The organism is Paenibacillus sp. E222 (genome assembly GCF_013401555.1).
Taxonomy (GTDB): Bacteria; Bacillota; Bacilli; order Paenibacillales; family Paenibacillaceae; genus Paenibacillus.
Map to the genome: position 1 here is coordinate 1,082,793 of NZ_CP058552.1, position 25,167 is coordinate 1,107,959.

The 25,167-nt window shown below is 47.2% G+C and carries 20 protein-coding genes, 1 tRNA gene, 3 rRNA genes and 1 pseudogene; 6 read left to right on the forward strand and 19 right to left on the reverse strand.

Translation table 11 applies throughout. The features are described 5' to 3' along the window. Positions 1 to 262 precede the first annotated feature (262 nt). A complete protein-coding gene (locus HW560_RS04860) occupies positions 263 to 757 on the forward strand; it encodes a GNAT family N-acetyltransferase (RefSeq protein ID WP_090905350.1) in 495 nt (164 codons plus the stop codon). Positions 758 to 907: 150 nt separating this feature from the next. Continuing rightward, positions 908 to 1,267, forward strand: coding sequence for a c-type cytochrome (locus HW560_RS04865; RefSeq protein ID WP_063567633.1), 360 nt, complete (start codon positions 908 to 910; stop codon positions 1,265 to 1,267). 339 nt (positions 1,268 to 1,606) lie between these two features. Here HW560_RS04865 and rbsK read toward each other — a convergent pair whose 3' ends face one another. The 3 genes from rbsK to HW560_RS04880 all read right to left on the reverse strand — a co-directional run bounded on the left by rbsK (position 1,607) and on the right by HW560_RS04880 (position 3,481). Continuing rightward, positions 1,607 to 2,593: a ribokinase gene (gene rbsK / locus HW560_RS04870; RefSeq protein ID WP_090905352.1), complete on the reverse strand. Its 987-nt coding sequence runs from the start codon at positions 2,591 to 2,593 to the stop codon at positions 1,607 to 1,609. A gap of 45 nt (positions 2,594 to 2,638) precedes the next feature. After that, complete coding sequence (locus HW560_RS04875) at positions 2,639 to 2,935, reverse strand: 4a-hydroxytetrahydrobiopterin dehydratase (RefSeq protein ID WP_090905354.1); 297 nt, start codon at positions 2,933 to 2,935, stop codon at positions 2,639 to 2,641. 252 nt (positions 2,936 to 3,187) lie between these two features. Next, the gene (locus tag HW560_RS04880) at positions 3,188 to 3,481 is read right to left on the reverse strand and encodes a hypothetical protein (protein ID WP_090905355.1); all 294 of its coding nucleotides are present in this window, start codon (positions 3,479 to 3,481) and stop codon (positions 3,188 to 3,190) included. Positions 3,482 to 3,715: 234 nt separating this feature from the next. Here HW560_RS04880 and motA point away from each other — a divergent pair, with 234 nt between their 5' ends. Beyond that, a complete protein-coding gene (gene motA, locus HW560_RS04885; protein WP_090905357.1) occupies positions 3,716 to 4,516 on the forward strand; it encodes a flagellar motor stator protein MotA in 801 nt (266 codons plus the stop codon). Continuing rightward, positions 4,503 to 5,321 carry a flagellar motor protein MotB gene (motB, locus tag HW560_RS04890; protein WP_110002507.1) on the forward strand — a complete coding sequence of 273 codons (819 nt, stop codon included), beginning with the start codon at positions 4,503 to 4,505 and terminating at the stop codon, positions 5,319 to 5,321. Before motA ends, motB begins: the two co-directional genes overlap by 14 nt. Positions 5,322 to 5,452: 131 nt before the next feature. On the opposite strand, the gene rluF is transcribed toward motB, so the two are convergent. Both rluF and HW560_RS04900 read right to left on the reverse strand, forming a co-directional pair. Continuing rightward, on the reverse strand, positions 5,453 to 6,154 hold the full coding sequence (gene rluF, locus HW560_RS04895; protein WP_090905361.1) for a 23S rRNA pseudouridine(2604) synthase RluF: 702 nt from the start codon (positions 6,152 to 6,154) through the stop codon (positions 5,453 to 5,455). 18 nt (positions 6,155 to 6,172) lie between these two features. Beyond that, positions 6,173 to 8,512 carry a PAS domain S-box protein gene (locus tag HW560_RS04900; protein WP_090905363.1) on the reverse strand — a complete coding sequence of 780 codons (2,340 nt, stop codon included), beginning with the start codon at positions 8,510 to 8,512 and terminating at the stop codon, positions 6,173 to 6,175. A gap of 335 nt (positions 8,513 to 8,847) precedes the next feature. On the opposite strand from HW560_RS04900, the gene tadA reads away from it, so the two are divergent. Next, a complete protein-coding gene (gene tadA, locus HW560_RS04905) occupies positions 8,848 to 9,348 on the forward strand; it encodes a tRNA adenosine(34) deaminase TadA (protein ID WP_064641365.1) in 501 nt (166 codons plus the stop codon). A 38-nt stretch (positions 9,349 to 9,386) separates the two neighbouring features. Beyond that, entirely contained in the window at positions 9,387 to 9,956 is a 570-nt protein-coding gene (locus tag HW560_RS04910) for a GNAT family N-acetyltransferase (RefSeq protein WP_090905364.1), read from the forward strand. An 80-nt stretch (positions 9,957 to 10,036) separates the two neighbouring features. Here HW560_RS04910 and HW560_RS04915 read toward each other — a convergent pair whose 3' ends face one another. The 14 genes and pseudogenes from HW560_RS04915 to HW560_RS04980 form a co-directional block, all read right to left on the reverse strand. Next, on the reverse strand, positions 10,037 to 11,131 hold the full coding sequence (locus HW560_RS04915) for a hypothetical protein (protein ID WP_063567624.1): 1,095 nt from the start codon (positions 11,129 to 11,131) through the stop codon (positions 10,037 to 10,039). A gap of 267 nt (positions 11,132 to 11,398) precedes the next feature. Further along, positions 11,399 to 11,551 carry a small acid-soluble spore protein P gene (locus HW560_RS04920; RefSeq protein WP_090905367.1) on the reverse strand — a complete coding sequence of 51 codons (153 nt, stop codon included), beginning with the start codon at positions 11,549 to 11,551 and terminating at the stop codon, positions 11,399 to 11,401. 22 nt (positions 11,552 to 11,573) lie between these two features. After that, positions 11,574 to 11,750 (reverse strand): hypothetical protein, encoded by a 177-nt coding sequence (locus HW560_RS04925; RefSeq protein WP_175382032.1) that lies wholly within the window; start codon positions 11,748 to 11,750, stop codon positions 11,574 to 11,576. Between the two features lie 25 nt (positions 11,751 to 11,775). After that, positions 11,776 to 12,117, reverse strand: a complete 342-nt coding sequence (locus tag HW560_RS04930) for a hypothetical protein (RefSeq protein WP_064641367.1) — start codon at positions 12,115 to 12,117, stop codon at positions 11,776 to 11,778. A 193-nt stretch (positions 12,118 to 12,310) separates the two neighbouring features. After that, a tRNA-Ser gene (locus HW560_RS04935) sits at positions 12,311 to 12,399 on the reverse strand. A gap of 280 nt (positions 12,400 to 12,679) precedes the next feature. Next, a complete protein-coding gene (serS, locus tag HW560_RS04940) occupies positions 12,680 to 13,963 on the reverse strand; it encodes a serine--tRNA ligase (protein WP_063567620.1) in 1,284 nt (427 codons plus the stop codon). 266 nt (positions 13,964 to 14,229) lie between these two features. Then, a complete protein-coding gene (gene pdxT / locus HW560_RS04945) occupies positions 14,230 to 14,820 on the reverse strand; it encodes a pyridoxal 5'-phosphate synthase glutaminase subunit PdxT (protein ID WP_179262225.1) in 591 nt (196 codons plus the stop codon). A gap of 65 nt (positions 14,821 to 14,885) precedes the next feature. Further along, positions 14,886 to 15,092 (reverse strand): annotated as a pseudogene (locus HW560_RS04950) (pyridoxal 5'-phosphate synthase lyase subunit PdxS); the annotation flags it as partial. A 273-nt stretch (positions 15,093 to 15,365) separates the two neighbouring features. Further along, entirely contained in the window at positions 15,366 to 16,754 is a 1,389-nt protein-coding gene (locus HW560_RS04955; protein WP_090905371.1) for a D-alanyl-D-alanine carboxypeptidase family protein, read from the reverse strand. 431 nt (positions 16,755 to 17,185) lie between these two features. Continuing rightward, a complete protein-coding gene (guaB, locus tag HW560_RS04960) occupies positions 17,186 to 18,643 on the reverse strand; it encodes an IMP dehydrogenase (RefSeq protein ID WP_090905373.1) in 1,458 nt (485 codons plus the stop codon). A 357-nt stretch (positions 18,644 to 19,000) separates the two neighbouring features. After that, a 5S ribosomal RNA gene (rrf, locus tag HW560_RS04965) occupies positions 19,001 to 19,117 on the reverse strand. Positions 19,118 to 19,263: 146 nt separating this feature from the next. Then, positions 19,264 to 22,189: ribosomal RNA gene (locus HW560_RS04970) — 23S ribosomal RNA — on the reverse strand. A 311-nt stretch (positions 22,190 to 22,500) separates the two neighbouring features. After that, positions 22,501 to 24,052: ribosomal RNA gene (locus HW560_RS04975) — 16S ribosomal RNA — on the reverse strand. Together the 16S, 23S and 5S rRNA genes form the textbook arrangement of a ribosomal RNA operon. 504 nt (positions 24,053 to 24,556) lie before the next feature. Beyond that, positions 24,557 to 25,114, reverse strand: a complete 558-nt coding sequence (locus tag HW560_RS04980; protein ID WP_306459228.1) for a hypothetical protein — start codon at positions 25,112 to 25,114, stop codon at positions 24,557 to 24,559. Positions 25,115 to 25,167 lie beyond the last annotated feature (53 nt).

Here is a 25,167-nt window from a genome sequence, read left to right on the forward strand (position 1 = left end):
ATCAAACCTAAGTTTAAGTTTTTTAGAGCTATTTTCATTGCTTCGTCCGTGCTCTTATCATGTTTTTACCCATCCTACTATAATATAAACGAAATTACCGGAACTTTTGTTTCACTTTTTTTTCTAAAACGAGGACTTGCCAAATGAACGCCTCTTTTGTAGAGTGAAAACAAGCTTAGATATGGAATGACATATGGATATAGATATGGACAAATCAAAATCATTATCGCTTGTTCACAATGAGAGGAGCGTGCAGTTTTGTATGGATGAAGCCCCTGTGACGTTTCACGTTGTGCCCATGCAAGAAGAACATGCGGAGCTCATCTGCGATTGGCAGTATGACCCGCCTTATAATATTTATAGCTGGCTGCCCTGGGAGCAAATGAAAGCACTTGAAGTAGAATTCGGCGATCCCCAGCTACGGAAGGAACAATATGCGGTGGTGCTGGGAGAGGATGAGCAGATTTGCGGTTTCGCTCAATACTTCCCGCTTGAAGGTGTCACCCGCATTGGGCTTGGCATGCACCCCGATCGATGTGGCCATGGGCAAGGGAAGGCTTTTGTCTTGGCCATTGTGCAGGAAGCCATTCGCCGGAACCCTGCAAACGAAATTGATCTGGAAGTTCTGACCTGGAATGACCGGGCCATTCGCGTCTATCTCAAAGCCGGATTTGTTACGAAGGATACATACGAACGACAGACACCGAGCGGTTTGAAACCTTTTTACTGTATGGTCTATGAAGGTCCACGCGAATAAATAGTGCATAAAATCACCCTAAAAAGTCCCCGGTTATGTGATTAGTTCAAAAAATTACCACAAAATGCTATGATGTCACTACAGGTTCCGTTATAATGATATGGATAGTTTCAAGTTAGATGATCTTTCATTCTGGAGGGGACATAAGGGATGCACAAATGGATCATGAGCGGGGTATTTTTTGCAGCGTGCGCTTTAGCTATTGTACTAATGTTTACGCTTCCAGGGAAAGAGGAAGTTGCAGAAGAAGCGAAACCGACGATGCCACAAGTTACAATGGATGCAGGACAGGCTGAGGCACTGGTCAAAGCAAACTGTATTACCTGCCACGGTGATCAGCTTCAAGGGGGTATGGGCCCTAGTCTGCAGAAGATTGGTAGCCAGGACGATGTGGAGAAGATTTATACCACGATTGTCAAAGGTAAAAGCGGCGGTATGCCTTCGTTCAAAGACAAGCTGAAGGATGAAGAAATCGCGAATATTGCGATGTGGCTGGCGGAGAAGAAGTAAGGCTAGAAGACTAAGGCAGCGAATCATAGGATTCAGATTACACGCGTGTTAAAGCGAGGGACCCCAACCGTCCTTTCGCTCTCACGCATGCTCCAAGCCATCATCGCTCTGGATGCACCACGTAGTCGATCGTATTCCAGTGGTCGCTGAATTGATCAACTGTTCATAAGAAGAAGAGGCTCTTATTCCCCCTGTCGGGAGAGTAAGAGCCTCTTGGTCATATTCATGTGTTCAATGCGTAGGATGCTCCAGTAAGAAACATACGAGCCATGGCTATCCGGCTGCATAAGCGATCCCGATACAGCTGTCTATGACTCGTTCTAAGCAAAGCATCATACTTTACGGCGTCTTTGCCTGCTGCTCAGCCAGGAAAGCCTCCACTTCACGTGCGAACGGCATCCCGGACTGGGCGCCGAGCTTCGTCACGGACAGCGCAGCCGCGCCCATGGCGAAGCCAACTGCTGCGTCCAGCGTCTCTCCGCGCGCAAGGGCTACCGCCAGCGCGCCGTTGAAGCAATCGCCAGCGCCGGTCGTATCGACGGCGCTTACGGCGTAGCCGCGCGCACGGCACGCGCCGGCACGCCCTGCCTGTACGCGGCCGCCAGGCGCCGCCGCGTATACAGCCCCCTCGGGGCCGAGCGTCGTGACGACAGCGGCCCCGAGGGATGCGGCGAGTTCTACGACCGCCGCATCCACGTCTTCCGGCCGGAGATCATCCCGGCCGGTGAGCAGGGCGAGCTCGCTGCGGTTCGGCGTGACGACGTCGACGCACCGCAGGAGCTCCTGGGGCAGACCCGGCACGGCAGGCGCCGGGTTGAGCACCACCAATGCGCTGCCTTCAGCCGCCAGTTGGGCGGCGCGGGTGACCGCAGGCAGCGGGATCTCCAGCTGCAGCAGCACCGCTGCGGCTGCAGTCAGGCTTTTTACCGTATCCGCCTCTTCCAGCATCGCAGGCACAACCTGACCATTCGCTCCGGGAATGACAATAATCCGGTTATCTCCTTTGGAGAGCCAGATGGAGGCCGTACCCGTAACGGTATCATCCAGAATGCGAATCTGCGAGGCATCCGCCCCGCTTTCCGTCAGGCTGTGCAGTAGACGTTCACCAAACCCATCCGAACCTACCGCACCAATCATTGTTGTCTGTCCGCCCAGTCGTGCAGCAGCAACCGCCTGATTGGCGCCTTTGCCCCCGGCCAAATAGTGCAGTTCCTCCCCGCTCACCGTCTCGCCTTCCTCAGGGATGATGTCCGTCTTCACCACCAGATCCATATTGAGGCTGCCTACAACAGCAATAAGAGGTTTGTTCTGAATATCGTCTGACATGTATGCTTCACTCATTTCTGGTAGTGCGATAATAACCGATCCAGGTTATTCCGACCTCATTTTCTCAAAAGCCTCGTTATATTGCTCTGCTTCTTTAATATCTACAGATGTGATGCCACCTTCATCCCATGATGTGAGACGCAGTGTGACTGTTGTATAGTCAATCGTAATGAAAGGGTGATGATTGAACGCTTCCGAAATCGCTGCGACCTCGTCCACAAATGCAATCCCTTTCATGTAGTTGGAAAATACGAACTTGCGGACAATCCATCGTCCCTCTTCCAGTTCCCAGCCTTCCAGCCTTCCCAGATGAGCTTCGACTTCCTCTTGCGTAAAAACCATACGTTATCTTCCTCCCCATATGATGGCTCATCACAGACACCTGTCCATGCTGCCACCGAAACCTTTGGTGCTACCATAGCAACCCAAACGCATAGGTCCACCGCCCTGCGGTTCGCCCGTTTCATGACTATCATCTTACCACGGACAAGCCTCAAATTCCAATAGTACAAATGGCGCTAGATCCACTAACCATAAGGCTTTAGGGAGATTCTCCAACCCGGTTTTCCATGCCAAATATCTTATGTGTGCATACTAAATGAGTGGTACAAAAGTCAGCTCTTCTTCACCTATTAAGATATGAATTCGGTGCTGATCCTTGTCATGAATGACCACTCCACTTCCTACCGGAATGACCGCTTCCTCACCCAGCGCATAGAACAGATCTTCCGCCAGCGCCTCATCCACTTCGAGCTGCTCTGTTACACCAAGGCGTGACCATTCTTCCTCATCCATCTCAAAGAAAACATAGCGGTCCGGTATTCGGCCTATAGCCTCTGTCAAATCTGTCAATATTCCTTCATAATCCCGTCCATGCTTTACGCCCATTGGCTTTTCACTCCTATTTGGCCCCTAAGGAGCAGATTTGATCTTATTATACCTGAAAATAACCCTTAAAAAAAAAGGCCATCTGGTCGATAAATACTATACATGACCGTTTTAACTGTTTCTGCATCCCTAAAGGATGCCTAACATTAAACGGATTGCGGTGTAACGTTCGTCCGGAAGCCCGAATAAAGCCGCTTGAAAGGATTCAATTTTATCTCATGGATGAGGTGTATGATGGAAATTTCAACGATTATCGGACTAGTTTTAGGGCTGGTTTCACTTGTATTGGGTATGTTCCTGAAGGGTGCGCCCCTAATCAACCTGGTTAACAACCCGGCAGCCTACGTTATTATTTTTGTTGGTACGGCAGCAACTATTTTCATGGCATTTCCCATGTCTGAAGTTAAAAAAATCCCCAAGCTTTTCGGGGTACTGTTCAAAAAGCAACAACTGATTGACCGTGTTTCTCTAATCGGCACATTTATGGACTGGGCTTCCACTACCCGTCGTGAAGGTTTGCTCGCACTTGAATCGAAAGTCGAAGATATTGATGATCAGTTCCTGCGCGGCGGTATGCGTATGATTATTGACGGCAATGATCAGGAATTTGTAAGTGATGTACTCATGGAAGATATTCATGCTACAGAAGAGCGCCATCGTGGCGGTGCCTTGATCTTCGCTCAAGCGGGGATGTATGCACCAACGCTCGGGGTACTCGGGGCCGTTGTAGGTCTCATTGCAGCGCTTGCCGATCTCAGTGATATGGAAAAGCTCTCGCATGCGATTGCAGCGGCGTTTATCGCGACACTTCTCGGTATCTTCAGTGGTTACGTGTTGTGGCATCCGATGTCCAATAAACTGAAGCGGATGTCCAAAAAAGAGATGGAAATCAAGCTGATGATGGTTGAAGGCTTGTTATCCATACAATCTGGTGTATCCACCATTGCCATTAATCAAAAATTATCTGTATTCCTGACACCTTCCGAACGTAGACAGTTGGAAGAGAAGGAGGGCTCATCAGGTGAAAAAGGCTAAAAAACACGAACCGCATGAAGAACATATAGACGAGAGTTGGTTGCTTCCCTACTCCGACTTGATGACCTTGTTGCTCGCTCTGTTTATCACATTATTCTCTATGAGCTCTATAGATGCAACGAAGTTTGAACAGATGGCTTCCGCACTGAGCAGCGCATTGAACGGTGGTTCGGGTGTACTGGATCATACCTCCATGAACCCTACAGAATCTACTACAGATTTGGGCAAGAACAAACAGCAGCCTGAAGATATCACCAAAAAGACACAAGCTCAGATTACAGATGCGCAGATGGCTCAGAAAGAACAGGAAGATCTGGAGAAACTCAAGAAACGGCTTGATCAATATATTCAGAAAAACGGGCTTTCCGATCAGCTGAATACGAAGCTGAATCAGTCTGAGCTCAAGATCACAATCAGTGATAACGCCCTGTTCTCCTCTGGCCGGGCTGATGTTAAACCCGAGTCACGCTCGCTGGCCAAAGCCATCTCGAGCATGCTGCAAGAGTTCCCGGAATATGAGGTCGTTGTGTCTGGTCATACTGATAATGTTCCCATTTCGAACAGCCAATATAAGGATAACTGGGATTTGAGTGCCGATCGAGCACTGAATTTCCTCAAAATTCTGTTATTGAATGAGGCGCTGGACCCTTCGAAGTTCACACCTAGCGGTTATGGGGAGTATCACCCAGTCGCTAGCAACCAAACGGATGCTGGACGAGCTCAAAACCGTAGGGTAGAAGTTTCGATTATCCGGAAATATCAGAGTAACAACACGGCCGTGAAAGCAGTCGGACAAGGTAACTAAAGAATCGTTCGTTGTAGCAAACGAATGCTTAAGGCACTCTCCTTCATACCAGAAGAGTGCCTTTTTTTCTATCCACTGATATGAAAAGGCGCTGCTTCCCTTGAGAGAAGCAGCGCCTTAGTTATCATCATTTATTCCATATTGTAATCTAGCAGAGTGCTTAATTCCGATTTTTCTGCGGCTGTCAGTTCTCTCCAGGTTCCTGTGGCCTGTTCCCCGAGATGAATGTTCATAATACGAATCCGCTTCAATTTCCGAACCTCATAGCCAAATGCACTGCACATCCGGCGAATTTGACGGTTTTTTCCCTCCGTCAAAATAATGCGGAACACCCGCTCAGATATACGAGTCACAGTACAAGGAAGCGTCATTTCACCAAGGATCTTGACCCCTGTGCTCATGCCTCTCAAGAAACTTGGCGTTACCGCACGGTCCACGGTCACAATATATTCTTTCTCATGGCGTCCTTCTGCCCTTAGAATTCGATTGACGATATCACCATCATTGGTCATCAGAATCAAACCTTCCGAATCCTTATCCAAGCGACCAATGGGGAAAATGCGCTCTTTGTGCCCTACAAAATCAACGATATTCCCTTGAATATGCCGCTCCGTTGTACTCGTTATTCCGACAGGTTTATTGAGCGCAATATATACGTGTTTCCGTTTTTCCTTAATAGGTTGACCATTAATTCGTACATCATCGCCATCTTCAGCTTGACTGCCCAGCTCTGCCGTCACTCCATTAATCGTTACTTTCCCGCTCTCCACCAATCTGTCTGCTTCCCGACGGGAACAAAAACCTGTTTCACTAATAAATTTATTAATACGCAAAAGGTAATCTCACCTCATCTAGTTCTCTTCGTCTGTAGGTTCATTGTCCGTCTTATGCTCTTCCTCTGTACGCTCCGTTTGCTGTTGGGAGGCAGGCAGGTCGATAATGACGGTCGTCCCCTTGTTCATGACGCTTTTGATATCCATCATGCCCTTATGTGATTGAATAATGCGCTGGCTGACCATCAGGCCAAGCCCTGTTCCCGATTCCTTGCTTGTAAAGAATGGTTCCCCCAGCTTGGGCATTAATTCTTCTGGAATTCCAGTGCCTTCATCCTTAATTTCAATCCGAACCCGACTGTTCTCTTGGTCAGGATTGAGTTTAATTCGAATATTACCCCCGTCTGGCATAGCCTCCATGCCGTTCTTCAGCAAGTTAATGAAGACCTGCTTCAACTGGTTCTCTTCACAGTGTACCATAGCTGAATCGGATGAAGCATTCAGTATAAATTCCACACCATGCAGATGTGCCTGACTGTCCAGCAATGATATAACATCTCCCAGAATGAAGCGAATATCCCGCTCTTGAAAATGAACCGCCTGTGGTTTGGCAAGTATCAGAAACTCACCCACAATAAGATTAATTCGATCCAGCTCGGACAGCATCAAGTCCAAGTGTCGATGATTAAGCTTGTTCGTCTCTTGTTGGAGCTGAAGGAACCCACGCAGGGTCGTAAGCGGATTACGTATCTCATGCGCAACACCGGCTGCCAGCTGGCCTACCGTCGTCAGTTTCTCGGAACGTCTGAGCAACTCCTCCATACGGTTACGGCTGGTAATATCCCTTGATACGCTGATCAATGCGGTAATCTCGCCTGCTTCATCCCGAACTGGTGCTGTACTCACACTGACTTCGACACGGCTGCCATCCTTCTTCATCCACGTCGTTTCATTGGAAGTAATAGACATACCCTCAATCAACTGGGCATGCTGCTCTTCCATCTCCTCTTCAGTACCAGGAGGGATAATCTTCAATTTGCGGCCTTCCACTTCACGACTGCGCCAGCCGTACAACTGCTCAAAGGCACGATTCACCCGCAAAACATTTCCATCCAGATCCGTAATATGAATCGCGTCTGCCGTTTGGTTAATGATCGATTCCAAATGCTCTTTTACCGCACGATTTTCTTCATACATCTGTTTCAGACGATTCGTATAATGTCCTAAATTACGAATCATGGCATTAATGCGATTCGCTAATTGCCCCAGTTCATCTTTCCTTCTCACTTTGAGACGGAAATCAAAGTGACCGTCAGCCACATCATTCACTTTGCCCAAAATAGATTGAATAGGACGCGTAATGTAGCCTGCGAGCAAATAGCTGCCAAAGATCACAATCTCCAGCAAAACAAGCGAAATCGAGGCATGGCTAACCAGTTGTTCCGATACCATTGAGGATATTTGCTTATAGTCCATGACAATACTAATCACATATGATGATTCATTGGGGGTGAATATCGGAATGAAACTTTTGAGCACTTTCTGTTCATGAGTTTCACTGACAAAGGATACATTCTGCCCAGTACGAATTGCCCGTACCACCGCCTTGTGATCCTCTTCTGCGGCACCATATTGATAGGTACCAAAACGAATTGGCCTGTTATTCAACTTGTTATGGTTCGTATCCCTTCCGTCATTACTCATGCTCGAGCTACCGAAGGTCAATGGATTAATGCCCGTAATCTCCAGAATCGAAGGATTCACTTCACGAATCTTATTCAAAATCTCGTCTGGACCAGAGATCTTCACATAGTCGTCAACAGCGGCATTATTATAGAAGGGATTGATTATGTAATTCCTCTTCCCATCATGATAGTAACCCCAGATATCAACATCTGACGGATTGGACGTAGAGTATTCGAATCCATCTGACCAAAAATGGTCCAATTTCTGTCCCTGTGAAATCGTAACCTGATTATTTTCGAACAGCTGTTTAAATGCCTGATACCAGTACGTCATGGATTTGGTAGACAATCCAATCTCCTTTGGATCGGAGGACCGGGTAACCACAATATCATCATCCGTTTGCTCCATCAACGAAATGTGGGAGACACCGACTTTTTCACTCATGCGAACCAGGTCTTCATTTGTGATATTATTAATATTCGGGTCCAGCTCTTCCGCTGCCATTACAGAGGCCAGCCATAGATTGTTCCCAATTTGTCGTTTTACATATTCCGAACTGGACTGACTCTGTTCGACAGCAATTGCAATCTGTTTGGCTGTAAGCACCATCTTGGTTTCGCTGTCCTGCCTTAGATTCTCTTCTGTAGTATAATAACTCAGTGCTATATTCAAAACCAAAATGACGAGCACCGAGCACGACATAATCATGGATAATTTCGTTTTAATAGACAACTTTTTCGTTCACCTCTCGGCTTGTACCCTCTGGCGATATATGGCAAAACCTATATCCATCATAACTGTTGTATGTCTATTTGAAAAGGATAATTGACCCTTGTCCAAAAGTTACCGCTTGGCTGAAAAACGCGAAATCAATTGTATTTTGTCATTTCCATGCCTACAATGGGAATAACCACTAAGAATTGTACACAAATCCACAGGCATGTGGATAGTATGTTCATAACTATGTGAGCAACTCGCTGGTTATCCACATACTTATACACAACATGTTAACAAACGAATGTTTGTTCGCCGCACAAAACGCTCTTTGGAAGGGGTTTTACATTTTAATGAAGGACGATGTTCTCCAACCTGATCTTACACATCTCTCGGAGGAAGCTCAGCACGAGCACTGGATGCGTGAAGCCATTGCTGAAGCGTACAAAGCAGAAGCACTCGGGGAAGTACCGATTGGGGCTGTAATTGTTCAACATAATCGCATTATTGGTCGTGGATATAACCTGCGTGAGACGACACTTGATTCCACAGCACATGCGGAGATGGTAGCCATCCGGCAGGCAAGTGAAGCCATCGGTGCATGGCGACTGCTGGATTGCAGTCTGTACGTCACACTGGAGCCCTGTCCCATGTGTGCAGGTGCCATTGTGCAATCCAGAGTGCCTCGAGTCATATATGGTACCGCTGACCCCAAGGCCGGATGTGCAGGAACGCTGATGAATCTGCTGCAGGAACCTCGTTTTAATCATCGAACCGAAGTAGTAGCTGACATTCTTCAACCAGAGTGCTCCACTATGCTGACTCAATTTTTCCGGCGTTTACGCAAAAAATAGAATCTTACTTACATCCATCTGGAAAGGAAGTGCATTCCATGCCGCTTACACTGTACGACACACCAAAAGGAATAAGTCTCCGTCTACTTCATTCACAAGACACGGAGGCATATCTTGCTCTTATCCAAATCACACGTCTTCCCTACCAAGCTGTGGAGCCTATCCGGGATGATGAATTCTATACGCTGCATGCGCAAACCAGACGCATTCAGGATAGAATGCAGGCGGCCGAGGAAGGAACAGGTTATCAATTCGGAATTTTTACAATCGACGATGGTATTCTCATCGGTCAGGTTAGCTTGAACAATGTCGTTCAGGGCGTTGCCAATTATGCGGACATGGGATACTTTATCCATCCAGACTACCAAGGCGGCGGACGAATGACCGCAGCCGTGAAGCTCGCTGTATCCTACGCCTTCCGTGCCCTGAAGTTAAATCGTGTTCAGGCAGCTATTCTGTTGTCCAATACCGGTTCCAAACGTGTTCTGGAGAAGAACGGCTTTCAGGCTGAGGGCATTGCGCGTAAATATCTCAAGATTAACGGAGAGTATCAGGATCATCAGATCTACGCTGTGCTGGCCGAGGACTTGGGTGAATCTTTACAGTAACTGAATAGACTATGGAACATACAAAGAGCCGCCCAACCCTAAGGTTAAGCGGCTCTTTGCTTTAACATGAATCTGAGAACTTAGTATCCGTAAGATGCGTTCATTAGTTCTTCAAACTGATCCATTGTAATAACGTCTTCGCCAGTAGGAATATTGATTTTGAATGCTGGCTTCTCGTTAATTTTGGTGTATGTGTTCGAACCAGTGAATGCAAGTTTTACTTCATCCTTGGTATCAGGTTGTTTAATCAACAGATCAGCAACCAATTTTTGATATACCGGGAAATCTTTTTTGTCCAAAGCAAAATCAATGTGGAACTGGTTAATGGTCAGTGTATCTTTCAACTGGTCCAGATCTTTAGCCATTTCAGCTTGATCTGCTTCAGTAATTTTCAGATCCTCTTTGGCTTTGTCGATATCTTCCTGACTCATTTGCAACATGTCACGATACTCTTCTTTAGAGATGATGTCCAATACTTTTGGCAATGCTTTGGTTACCAGAACAGTAACGGCTTCCTTCACATTGTCATTGTTGACCGAAAATTGAACAACTTGCTTGGCATCCAAACCTTCTGGAAGCTGTGCATCCTTCACGTCCAGGTTTTTAAAGAATTTATCCTGATCGTACTCGCTCAGAACCGCATCCATAACTTCATTGCTCAGCTTTTGTGTTTTCGCTGCATCCATAGCATCCGGATTCCATTCCGTTCCTTCTTGCTCAGCCAGTTCTTTCAGATCCAGCTCCAGGAATTTACCAACAACCGTTTCCGGAATCGGGAAGAATGGAATACTCGGTACCTTAACATATAACTTCTCAGCGGTCATTACCATTGGAATAGTAAATGTCATACCCATATCGCCTTTAAGCTCAATACCTACCGTCATTTCGGTCTGCATTGGCTCGCTTTGGTATACGCCAGTTACATTCAACTGAGCATCCTTCAGCATACTCATAAACTGAGACATCGTTGGGTCCTGTTGTGACTCGTCTGCAGCTTTATAGCTCAATTCATTAATAGTGAAATTAGAACTCATCTCATACGAAGTCAGTTTGGAAGCATTGGCTGCCGCCGTCTTTAATGCCTCTTTTGGTTCTTGCTTGCTGCTACATGCTGTCAGTGCCATCGATACGGTTAACAGCAACGTAAGAAGAAGCGCCCCCATACGTTTAGTCATTTTGTTTCTCTCCTCTCGTGATAACCCCAAAAAAATAATTCAATATCAATGATATACCATTTATTCTGAAACGGAAACACGATTTGGGAAATTTGTGAGCTTTACTCTCTAAATTGGCTACAAAGACCTATGTAAGCTTTAGATATCCATGGGATGCTCCTCTAAATCATGTATGAACGCGCAAAAACCCCGGTTTGTTAACCGGAGTTATAGGTTATGGTTATGCATTTAATATGTGCTAAAGAGAGGAATGATCGTTCCTTTAACTTAGCCTTGTGGATTGTTATGATCCACATGATTCTGGTTTTTCACTTTTTTGGAGCCGGACAACGGTTCCTGCATGGAAGAATGCTCTTCAGGTTTTCGGTGCTGCACATTAGCCTGAGCTTCAGGCACAGGTGTTGTTTTGGGTTTGCTCATGTAGTTCACTCCTCTTCATGGATTAGGAATGGGATGGGTCCATATCTTCCGTTTTGTCATGATTCATGGAATCCTGATGCCGACGGTCATTCGAGTCCTGTTGAATTTGCTGGGCATGGTGACTATTCACAGGTGTTTGATCCAGATCTGCGACTACATTTTGCAGGTTTTTATCTGTTCCAGCTTTCGCTTTGCTCACGTATTACCACTCCTTTGACGTCTGCCTAATGTCTGGTTTTGGGTTGCAACGACTGGGCACATTCATGAATATGACGAGTGTAATCCTGAGCCAATTCCTGAATGGGCTCTGTACGCTCATCTGTCGTCCTTCCATCGCGCTCCACATCAATCAGCTGCACACTGACTTCACGAGAATCCACATAGGCACACTTGAAATCAAATGAGTACATCTGGTGTCCCGCTGTTGCGATGTGAATTCGAATAGCCTGTTGATCAGCCTCGTCAGCCATAACCTGAGCCCGATCTCCGACATTAAGAACTTCAGGCAATCTTTCCTGCCATGCACCAACAAGCTCTGTCTGATCTATGTTTAATTCGCGGTTCATCTTACCACCTCCACTCTTATATAAAGTGCGGCGATTCGAATGTTTTTATGCATCTCACAGATAATGAAACAAACTGATTTTCTGTCGTAAACATGCTCTGTAAGTACAACGTGTAGGCCGCTGCGCCAAATGGATAAATAAATGCAAAAAAGGACCCGAGCTTATCGCTCGAATCCTTATCATTATTGTAGTATGGCGGAGAGGGTGGGATTCGAACCCACGTGGAGTTGCCCCCTAACGGTTTTCAAGACCGCCCCGTTATGACCGCTTCGGTACCTCTCCAGGGAATTAATTTTTATAAACTTGCCACGAAATAGATCATACCATAATTGTATGGCAGAAAGCAACCTTTTATATTATTTTTATATTCGATACATTAAAAAGTGAGTTTAGCCCTGTTAAACAACGGTAAATAGTGCTGTTCAACGATTGAAATTATTGTTCAGAATCTGTTTAGCCTTTTCTGTATACTACAAGAAACCGCCTCCCAGTCATAATGGAACGTTCTAAACTTCCATTTGTCAGGAGACGGTTTTTTATTTCATTCATTTAGTTGAACGTCTTAGGAACGACGGGCAATCACGCTGACTCCGCCCATGTAAGGACGCAGTGCTTCAGGAATAACCACTGTTCCATCTTCTTGTTGGTAGTTCTCCAGAATAGCAGCTACGGTACGCCCTACTGCCAGTCCTGAACCATTTAACGTATGGACGAATTCCGGTTTCGCTTTTGGCTCTCTACGGAAACGGATATTAGCCCGACGTGCTTGGAAGTCTTCACAGTTGGAGCAAGACGAGATTTCACGATACGTATTGCTTTCTGGCAACCAGACCTCGATGTCATACGTTTTGGCAGACGTGAAGCCCATATCTGCTGTACACAACGTCAGTACACGGTAAGGCAGCCCCAGTAATTGAAGCACACGCTCCGCATTTTGGGTCATGTTCTCCAATTCCTCATAAGAGGTCTCAGGAGAAGACAGTTTCAACAACTCAACTTTATTGAACTGGTGCTGACGAATCAAGCCGCGTGTATCCCGTCCAGCAGAACCTGCTTCGGATCGGAAACATGAGCTGTATGCCACAAAGTGTTTGGGCAGTTGGTCTGCATTCAAAATCTCTTCGCGATGATAGTTCGTTACCGGAACTTCAGCGGTAGGGATCAAATAATACTCGGTATCTTTCAGCTTGAACAGGTCTTCCTCGAATTTCGGCAGTTGACCTGTCCCAAACAAGCTGTCACGGTTAACGATGTATGGCGGCAGAATCTCTTCATACCCATGCTGATCGCTGTGCAGATCCATCATAAAGTTGATCAAAGCGCGTTCCAAACGTGCACCCAGCCCTTTATAAAAGGTAAAACGGGAGCCGGTTACTTTGGCAGCCGCTTCAAAATCAAGAATGTCGAGATCCTGTGCGATTTCCCAGTGTGCTTTTGGCGTAAATGAAAAGGACTTTGGCTCTTCCCAACGACGAATCTCCACATTATCATCTTCGGACGCACCTACAGGTACACTCTCGTTAGGAATATTCGGAATCGCCATAGTCAGATCGTTGATCTTCACTTCCAACTCACGCACTTCTTCATCCATTGCTTTGATCCGATCAGAGACTTCACGCATCTCAAGAATCAACTCGTCGGCATTTTCACCACTCTTTTTAAGCTTGGCAACTTCTCCGGATACCGTATTCCGGCGACTTTTCAGGTTTTCACTCTCTTGCAGCAACTCACGACGCTTGGCATCCATGTCCGTGAACCCGGCGATTAGATCCAGCGATTTGCCACGTTTCGTCAACGCTTCTTCAACACGTGCGTACTCATTCCGCAATATTTTCACATCAAGCACTAAATACCCCTCCTAAATAACACCACAAAGTAGAAACCTTCCTTATTAACTCATAACAAAACTTTGCAGCTCCGTATAACTTGATTATTCCTCAATGGTAAAAAACAACCTATGGCCTCCGGTGCTGCCCTACGCTGCGATTCCCGCTTTGGAAGCAGATACGGGCAACATCAGGCATCTGACCAGACAGCACCTTGCCAGCAAGCCTTGTGAGCCTCTGGAGGACTGATCCGGTTCACCGGCAGTCATAGGTTGTATATCAATCACTATTGGTTCTGTACAGGCTGTTTATACGACCTAGCCATGTCCACAAAGTATGCATGCAGTCGATAATCATCTGTCAGCTCAGGGTGATAGGAGCAAGCCAGCAGATGCCCTTGGCGAGCAGTAACAATCTCATCCTTGTAAGTGGAGAGAACTTCTACCTCTTCTCCTACACTCTCAATCAGGGGTGCCCGGATGAACACAGCCCTTACCGTCTCCTTAATGCCTTTTACCGGGAGATCCGTTTCAAAGCTTTCCCTCTGCCGTCCAAATGCATTTCTGGAGACGGTCATATCCATTAGCTCCAGATGAGCTTCCTCTTGTCCTGCAATATGTTTGGCCATAACAATCAAACCAGCACAGGTGCCGAATACCGGTTTACCCTCAGCAGCGAATGCTCGAATGGCCTCCATGAAACCATATTTGCGCATCAGTTTGCCAATCGTGGTACTCTCACCGCCAGGAAGAATCAACCCATCCAGCTCCTCAAGTTGCTGTACCTGTTTAATAGCCATTCCTTCTGCGCCAGCCCGTTCAATACTGCGAATATGCTCGGTGACTGCCCCTTGAAGTGCTAAAACGCCGATCTTCATTAAAATCCACCTTTCTCTTACCAGCCGCGATCCTTCATGCGCTCGGAAGGTGCAAGTTTGGAATGGGTACGGATCATGTAAGCCCATTCGCCAATCTGGCGCAACGCTTCACCCAAGTCCTTGGCGCCACTTACAAACGGGACAGTGAACTCGTGTTTGTAGATATGGAATACTTCATCAGATGGAGTCAGCACTACACTCTCATCAAGGTAATCCACTTTTAGGGATTCCAAGACCTTGGCTTCAACGTAATGTCCGATCCGCGCTTTCGCACCTCTTTTAACGCGTGCTGTTCCCGTTTCCATACCCTAATCTACCGTAATGGTTGTATCGTTCTTGTCCATAAACAGGATGTGGAATATGCCGTGTCAGTTAGAAGAACAATAGTCTTTTTAACTGATTTATACGTAGAATTCTAACTTGATATTTTACCGGAAAAATTGTAAATATACAATCCATCCGGTCGGAATTGCTTGTAATTTGTCAATGGCCCAACGACACTATATTAAAAATGTCATATTGTCCGTCTTCTTTCACCTTGTCTATTAGAACAGGTTTTTGATGCCATCAAACAGATCAACGAAGAAATCTTTCACTGCACGGAAGAAGAGACGGAACCAACCGCCTTTTTCGGCTTCTTCTGCGGTGATGAGGTTGACTGTCTTCTCCTGAGGCTCAATTCCCTCTGCTTTGTAGGTATAAGTAACCGTCCCAACCTTGGTTCCGGCCTTGATTGGAGCAACTAGCTTATCAGCTTCAGTTACATTGGCTTTAAACGTGACATCCAGGTTTTGGGTACCTTTAGGTACAACGAAACTTACTGCATTATCCGTCACAACAGGTACAGTTGTTTCCTTCCCTTTTTTCAAAGCTACAGCTTCCCAGCCTGTGACTTTAGTTTTGGCAGCAACCGCCTGTTTCACTTCAAAATTGTTGAATCCGAAGTCCAATACTTTCTTCGTTTCTCTGAAACGTGCCGGCTCCGAATCGGTCCCCATAACAACACTGATCAGACGCATGCCATTACGCTCAGCCGTACCGGTAAAGTTATTCCCAGCGTTCGTGGTATGGCCCGTTTTCATCCCGTCCAGACCCTCATAAGCATAGCTTTTGAAGTTGGTTATATTTTTATTCGCTTCCAGCATCCAGTTATAGTTAATAATTGGATCTTTGTCATTGGGACGGAATTTATAGGATTGAATGGTTGTAAAATCTTTGTAGTCCGGGTGATCCATGATGATATATCTGCATAAAATGGCCGCATCCCGTGCCGACATAACGATTTCTTTGTCCTCAGCTGGACGGAAATCTGCAGGCATATCTGCCCGATCCAAACCTGTTGAGTTGATGAAATAGCTATCTTTCATTCCCATACGCTTCGCTTCATCATTCATCATTTTGACAAAAGCTTGTTCAGAACCAGCGATGTGCTCAGCCAAGGCCACTGTAGCATCATTGGCTGATCCTACAGCCATGGCGATATATAGTTCCTTAATAGTATGCTGATCACCTTCTGCGAGGAAAATGCGTGAGCCAGTACTTTCTGCAGCGTTCTTTTTGATTGTAACAACATCATCCCAACTAAACTTTCCCTGTTTAACCTGTTCAGCCACAATGTACTCGGTCATCATTTTGGTCATGCTGGCTGGCGGCATAGCTTTATCCGCATTCACATTGAGCAAAATCTGGCCCGTTGAAGCCTCCATCAGTATGGCTGATTTAACATCGAGTCCCAGTGAGTCTGCCGAAGGAATGTCCACAGCTTTTCCTGTCTTCGTTGTTGTAGCTGCCGCGGTCAACACCTGCCCCGAATCGTTTGCAGCAGCCATAACAGGCATTACCGCAGACATGCAGAGCATATTAATCAGCATAACCGAGGCTACGCTTTTTTTGAGCATTTGACGTTTTTTCTTATTCATTTGTTTGGCTTTCAATGATGAATACTCCCTTCGGTCCGAAGCTTTCTATTGTGTGCTTCAGTGCAGCTTGAGCTGCCATATTTTCTTAGTCCCTCTCAGGTGAAGATGATGTGTGAGATGTGTCATATATGCGCTGTATCGAAAGAGCAATGTCATTGCTCCTAAAGTTCGAATCGATTGTCACTTAGTTAGCATTAAATGAAATGCTTATGTAAAAGGACGTCCGCGCTTCTTTTTTCGCTGGGCAACCTTCAACCTTTGTCTATCACTCAAAATTCATTGTTAAAAACAGTTTCATAGACTCACGTCAAAAAACCGCCGCAATGCCCTAATCCATTAAAGGATCATTACCGCTTGTTCTATTCTATCACAGGGGTATCCGCAAAAAAAGACAGGCTCGGCGAAAATCGCCAAGCCTGTCCTGGAAATGATTAACACAAATCAGATTATAACGAGTAGTTAGGAGCTTCTTTCGTAATCTGTACATCATGCGGATGACTTTCACGAAGTCCCGCACCTGTAATACGAATAAACTGAGTGTTGTTGCGAAGCTGTTCCAAACTGCTTGTACCACAGTAACCCATACCTGAACGCAGACCACCAATCAACTGATGAATCGTATCAGACAATGGACCTTTGTAAGCAACACGTCCCTCAATTCCTTCCGGAACCAGTTTCTTGTCATCATCCTGGAAGTAACGATCTTTACTTCCTTGTTTCATTGCAGCCATTGAACCCATGCCGCGGTAAACTTTGTAGCTACGTCCTTGGAAGATTTCTGTTTCTCCAGGGCTTTCTGCCGTACCTGCAAACAAGCTTCCCAGCATAACTGCATGAGCACCTGCAGCAAGAGCCTTGGTAATTTCACCAGAGTACTTGATACCACCATCAGCAATGATTGGTACGCCATATTCACGTGCTACATTGGCACAATCGTATACTGCTGTTACTTGAGGAACACCAATACCAGCAATTACACGAGTTGTACAGATGGAACCTGGACCAATTCCGACTTTGACAACTGATGCCCCTGCTTCGATCAACTCACGAGTTGCATCGCCTGTAGCAACGTTACCTGCAACAATTGTCAGGTTCGGGAAACGCTCGCGCAGCTGACGAACCGCATCAATGATGTTAATGTGATGTCCGTGTGCCGAGTCTACCGTAATCAGGTCCACACCGGCTTGAACCAATGCATCTGCACGTTCAAAGGTATCTTTGGAAATCCCGATCGCTGCTCCAACCAGCAAACGTCCTTGTGCATCTTTAGCTGCGTTAGGGAATTGAATTGCTTTTTCGATATCTTTAATCGTAATGAGACCTTTCAGTGTGTTGGACTCATCTACTAATGGAAGTTTCTCGATTTTATGCTTCTGGAGAATGCCTTCTGCTTCTTGCAGTGTAGTACCTACAGGCGCAGTTACCAGATTCTCACGTGTCATGACTTCGCTGATTTTAATGGAGAAGTCGTGGATGAAACGCAAGTCACGATTTGTCAGGATACCAACAAGCTTTTGATCTCCTTCAACAATCGGTACACCGGAAATACGATATTTCGCCATAACCGCTTCTGCATCAGAAACCAGATGTTCCGCTGTCAATGAGAACGGGTTGGTAATAACACCACTCTCAGAACGCTTAACCCGATCCACTTCCTCCGCTTGCTGCTCAACAGACATATTTTTATGAATGATACCAATACCGCCTTCACGGGCAATAGCAATAGCCAATGTCGCTTCAGTAACAGTATCCATACCAGCACTAATCAAAGGAATATTCAGTTTTACGCTGTCACTCAAACGAACAGATACGTCCACTTCTTTAGGCAGTGTCTCGGATTTCCGGGGCACCAGCAGTACATCGTCGAAGGTGAAACCTTCCTTACCAAATTTATCTTCCCACACGCGGGCGTTCCTCCTTATGTTTGCTCAGCTTTACGGTCCAAAACCCGAAGATCTCAGGCTGTATTTTATGCCGAAAATACGTTTTCTGAAAAATTTATTATTGCCATCTTAGCAAAGCGTTATTTAGACTGTCAAGGGAAACTCCCTGGTTATATTAGGTGTATTGCCTGATGCATACAACTGTATTTTCCATACGGACAGGTTCATTTTATATATAAAAAATGCCACTCGATATGAGTGGCGTTTATCTATGTTAAGTCAATTACCTCACTGTTTCTAAGCCAACAGCTTTTAATGTATTTTTATATTTTTAAACAAATAAAAACCACCACCGAATAACATCGGCAGTGGTTCTTTGCTTGGCGGCGTCCTACTCTCCCAGGACCCTGCGGTCCAAGTACCATCGGCGCTAGAGGGCTTAACGGTCGTGTTCGGGATGGGTACGTGTGGAACCCCTCCGCTATCGCCACCAAACGCGATTTGTCGAAGCATAGCTTCTTGAAATCCAATATGGAACTGAAAATCATACGCACATTCTGTGATGTACCAATTTTCATTTCAGAGATTATTCTCTGAAAACTAGATCCGAAACGAAATTTGCAACTTACAACCTGCATATCTTGGATAAGCCCTCGACCGATTAGTACTGGTCAGCTCCATGCATTGCTGCACTTCCACCCCCAGCCTATCTACCTCGTCGTCTTCAAGGGGTCTTACATACTGGGAAATCTCATCTTGAGGGGGGCTTCACGCTTAGATGCTTTCAGCGCTTATCCCTTCCGTACATAGCTACCCAGCGGTGCTCCTGGCGGAACAACTGGTACACCAGCGGTACGTCCATCCCGGTCCTCTCGTACTAAGGACAGCTCCTCTCAAATTTCCTACGCCCACGACAGATAGGGACCGAACTGTCTCACGACGTTCTGAACCCAGCTCGCGTACCGCTTTAATGGGCGAACAGCCCAACCCTTGGGACCTACTTCAGCCCCAGGATGCGATGAGCCGACATCGAGGTGCCAAACCTCCCCGTCGATGTGGACTCTTGGGGGAGATAAGCCTGTTATCCCCAGGGTAGCTTTTATCCGTTGAGCGATGGCCCTTCCATGCGGTACCACCGGATCACTAAGCCCGACTTTCGTCCCTGCTCGACTTGTAGGTCTCGCAGTCAAGCTCCCTTATGCCTTTGCACTCTTCGAATGATTTCCAACCATTCTGAGGGAACCTTTGGGCGCCTCCGTTACTCTTTAGGAGGCGACCGCCCCAGTCAAACTGCCCACCTGACACTGTCCCCGCACCGGATTACGGTACCAGGTTAGAACCTAGATACGATCAGGGTGGTATCCCAACGGTGCCTCCACGCAAGCTGGCGCTCACGCTTCAAAGGCTCCCACCTATCCTGTACAGATCGTACCCAAATTCAATATCAAGCTGCAGTAAAGCTCCATGGGGTCTTTCCGTCTTGTCGCGGGTAACCTGCATCTTCACAGGTATTAAAATTTCACCGGATCTCTCGTTGAGACAGCGCCCAAGTCGTTACGCCATTCGTGCGGGTCAGAATTTACCTGACAAGGAATTTCGCTACCTTAGGACCGTTATAGTTACGGCCGCCGTTTACTGGGGCTTCGGTTCACAGCTTCGGGTTACCCCTAACCGCTCCCCTTAACCTTCCAGCACCGGGCAGGCGTCAGCCCGTATACTTCGCCTTACGGCTTCGCACAGACCTGTGTTTTTGCTAAACAGTCGCTTGGGCCTTTTCACTGCGGCCCCCTCGTGCTATTCACACTACCGGGGCACCCCTTCTCCCGAAGTTACGGGGTCATTTTGCCGAGTTCCTTAACGAGAGTTCTTCCGCGCGCCTTAGAATTCTCTTCTCGCCTACCTGTGTCGGTTTGCGGTACGGGCACCATCACCTGGCTAGAGGCTTTTCTTGGCAGTGTGAGATCATGACCTTCGCTACTATAATTTTCGCTCCCCATTACAGCCCAGCCTTACGATGTGCGGATTTGCCTACACATCAGCCTCACTGCTTAGACGGACATCCATCAGTCCGCGTCACTACCCTGCTGCGTCCCCCCATTGCTCATAACGGCTTACGGTGGTACAGGAATTTCGACCTGTTGTCCTTCGACTACGCCTTTCGGCCTCGCCTTAGGTCCCGACTTACCCTGAGCGGACGAGCCTTCCTCAGGAACCCTTAGGCTTTCGGCGGATCAGATTCTCACTGATCTTTTCGTTACTCATACCGGCATTCTCACTTGTATAATGTCCAGCGCTCCTTACGGTACACCTTCAACCCTTATACAACGCTCCCCTACCCCTGATGCAAAGCATCAAGCCATAGCTTCGGTGGTGTGTTTAGCCCCGTTACATTTTCGGCGCAGAGTCACTCGACCAGTGAGCTATTACGCACTCTTTCAATGGTGGCTGCTTCTAAGCCAACATCCTGGTTGTCTGTGCAACTCCACATCCTTTCCCACTTAACACACACTTGGGGACCTTAGCTGATGGTCTGGGCTGTTTCCCTTTTGACAATGGATCTTAGCACTCACTGTCTGACTCCCGGAAGTAAGTCTATGGCATTCGGAGTTTGACTGAGCTTGGTAACCCTTGCGGGCCCCGCACCCAATCAGTGCTCTACCTCCACGACTCTGTTTTCCGAGGCTAGCCCTAAAGCTATTTCGGGGAGAACCAGCTATCTCCGAGTTCGATTGGAATTTCTCCGCTACCCCCACCTCATCCCCGCACTTTTCAACGTGCGTGGGTTCGGGCCTCCAGTGCGTGTTACCGCACCTTCACCCTGGACAGGGGTAGATCACCCGGTTTCGGGTCTACGTCCACGTACTCATTCGCCCTATTCAGACTCGCTTTCGCTGCGGCTCCGGCTCTTCACCTTAACCTTGCACGGGAACGTAACTCGCCGGTTCATTCTACAAAAGGCACGCCATCACCCCTAAAACGGGCTCTGACTTTTTGTAAGCACACGGTTTCAGGTTCTATTTCACTCCCCTTCCGGGGTGCTTTTCACCTTTCCCTCACGGTACTGCTTCACTATCGGTCGCTAGGAAGTATTTAGCCTTGGCAGATGGTCCTGCCGGATTCATACGGGGTTTCACGTGCCCCGCACTACTCGGGATACATCTCGGAGAGAGCAGACTTTCAACTACAGGGCTTTTACCTTCTTTGGCGGGCCTTTCCAGACCTCTTCGTTTAACCGGCTCCTTTGTAACTCCATGTGAGATGTCCCACAACCCCAAAGAGCAAGCTCTCTGGTTTGGGCTTCTCCGCGTTCGCTCGCCGCTACTGACGGAATCACTATTGTTTTCTCTTCCTCAGGGTACTTAGATGTTTCAGTTCCCCTGGTATGCCTCTACATAACCTATGTATTCAGTTATGAGTAACTGGAAATTACCCCAGCTGGGTTTCCCCATTCGGACACCCCCGGATCAAAGCTTGCTTACAGCTCCCCGAGGCAGTTTCGTTGTTCGCCACGTCCTTCATCGGCTCCTAGCGCCTAGGCATCCTCCGTGTGCTCTTAGTAGCTTAACCATAATTGCTCCGGTTTCGACTGCTCGCTTCCCTTGTTTTGCTTACGCAAAGCCAAAAGTCACTCCCATTCGATACCATCGCAATGCAGTTTTCACTATTTATTGAAACTTGTTTTAACACAAGTTCAGCTTAAAAAGGAATGTTCTAAATCGCAAAATTTCGTTTCGATATCTAGTTTTCAAAGAACAAGCTCCATGCAAAAGCAAGCTGTTTTGAGAGTTTGAGCTCTCAAAACTGAGCAACGAGTGAGTAAGTTGTGCAGCTAAGCTGCGTATTTGAATGTTTCCGCTACGGGAAACGATTCTCCATAGAAAGGAGGTGATCCAGCCGCACCTTCCGATACGGCTACCTTGTTACGACTTCACCCCAATCATCTATCCCACCTTCGGCGGCTGGCTCCTTGCGGTTACCCCACCGACTTCGGGTGTTATAAACTCTCGTGGTGTGACGGGCGGTGTGTACAAGACCCGGGAACGTATTCACCGCGGCATGCTGATCCGCGATTACTAGCAATTCCGACTTCATGCAGGCGAGTTGCAGCCTGCAATCCGAACTGAGACCGGCTTTTTAGGATTCGTTCCACCTCGCGGCTTCACAGCCCGTTGTACCGGCCATTGTAGTACGTGTGTAGCCCAGGTCATAAGGGGCATGATGATTTGACGTCATCCCCACCTTCCTCCGGTTTGTCACCGGCAGTCACCTTAGAGTGCCCACCCGAAGTGCTGGCAACTAAGATCAAGGGTTGCGCTCGTTGCGGGACTTAACCCAACATCTCACGACACGAGCTGACGACAACCATGCACCACCTGTCTCCTCTGTCCCGAAGGAAAGGTACATCTCTGTACCGGTCAGAGGGATGTCAAGACCTGGTAAGGTTCTTCGCGTTGCTTCGAATTAAACCACATACTCCACTGCTTGTGCGGGTCCCCGTCAATTCCTTTGAGTTTCAGTCTTGCGACCGTACTCCCCAGGCGGAGTGCTTAATGTGTTAACTTCGGCACCAAGGGTATCGAAACCCCTAACACCTAGCACTCATCGTTTACGGCGTGGACTACCAGGGTATCTAATCCTGTTTGCTCCCCACGCTTTCGCGCCTCAGCGTCAGTTACAGCCCAGAGAGTCGCCTTCGCCACTGGTGTTCCTCCACATATCTACGCATTTCACCGCTACACGTGGAATTCCACTCTCCTCTTCTGCACTCAAGTCACCCAGTTTCCAGTGCGATCCGGGGTTGAGCCCCGGGATTAAACACCAGACTTAAATGACCGCCTGCGCGCGCTTTACGCCCAATAATTCCGGACAACGCTTGCCCCCTACGTATTACCGCGGCTGCTGGCACGTAGTTAGCCGGGGCTTTCTTCTCAGGTACCGTCACCTTGAGAGCAGTTACTCTCCCAAGCGTTCTTCCCTGGCAACAGAGCTTTACGATCCGAAAACCTTCATCACTCACGCGGCATTGCTCCGTCAGGCTTTCGCCCATTGCGGAAGATTCCCTACTGCTGCCTCCCGTAGGAGTCTGGGCCGTGTCTCAGTCCCAGTGTGGCCGATCACCCTCTCAGGTCGGCTACGCATCGTCGCCTTGGTGAGCCGTTACCCCACCAACTAGCTAATGCGCCGCAGGCCCATCCCCAAGTGACAGATTGCTCCGTCTTTCCAGTTCTCTTCAGGAGAAGAAAACAACTATTCGGTATTAGCTACCGTTTCCGGTAGTTGTCCCAAGCTTGAGGGCAGGTTGCCTACGTGTTACTCACCCGTCCGCCGCTAACTATCTGAGAAGCAAGCTTCTCATCAAGTCCGCTCGACTTGCATGTATTAGGCATGCCGCCAGCGTTCGTCCTGAGCCAGGATCAAACTCTCCAATAAAGTATTGAAAAGAGCGATAAGCTCATTTTGAAACTGACGAGATTAAAAATCTCATTTTATGCTCCAGTCGATCCAAGCCAAGGCTTGTCTCAAACTTTCGCGTTCACTCTGCAAGCAGAATGTTTACTCACTCGTTGTTCAGTTTTCAAAGATCAAACTTGTTTCATTGCCGTGTGTTGTTCACCTCAGCAACTTTTATATCTTATCACATCCAAACCAACTTTGCAAGCTCTTTTTTAAGTTTCTTTCGAAGCTTATTTCATTTGCTTGCCGCACCGTGTTTCTCGTGTTTTCTTGGCCGGAATTAGAATATACCATGTACAGATTTCGAATGCAAGCTTTATTTTCAATAAATTATATCTATTCTCTCAATGAACTACACTTCTGAAGCCAGGCTTGTTTTAGCTCCCATTAATCATCATTAGACACGCTCTTGCCAGAACATGCGGATCACCTTTCTCTCACAGATATTCCGCACGTTCTCCCCTCCTATCCAAGGATATGTTACTTCACTTTCTTCACAGGCATCTTTCGCGGCCATAAACTATAACTGAAGCTGATTATAAAATCGATTCCCAATATGATTCCCCATACTCTTATGAGATTAGAAAATGCCGCAGTACGCTCCGTATCACCAATCCACCAGATCATCGCGAGCAGAAACATGCTACCTATGCACCAAGCCAATAGATGTCTAAGCCATCCCACTCTTTCACGACTAGCATGCTCACTGCCGTACACCTTACTGCTCCGAGGATTATCTCCACCTTTTAACCAATATAGGAAATAACGATCAGCCCAAGCGATCATCTGATGACCATAGGCAATACTCACACCTATATATATAGCTGCAATGCCATGAACCATACTTGCTGTAGCACCCCGTTGAAGATCCATCACCGTCGCTACCATAAGAAGAACATCCACAACCGGCGTTGCCATTAACAGCGCAATCCCTGTCCGTTTCATCCCAAGCAGATAACGCACACTCAGACCTGTAGCGACAAATACCCAGAAGGCAATCTCACATCCAATAATAAAATAGGCAATCAAATGATCCACTCCTTTTATAATACAAATGTATTAAATACAATTTAACACGTTTGTATTATAAT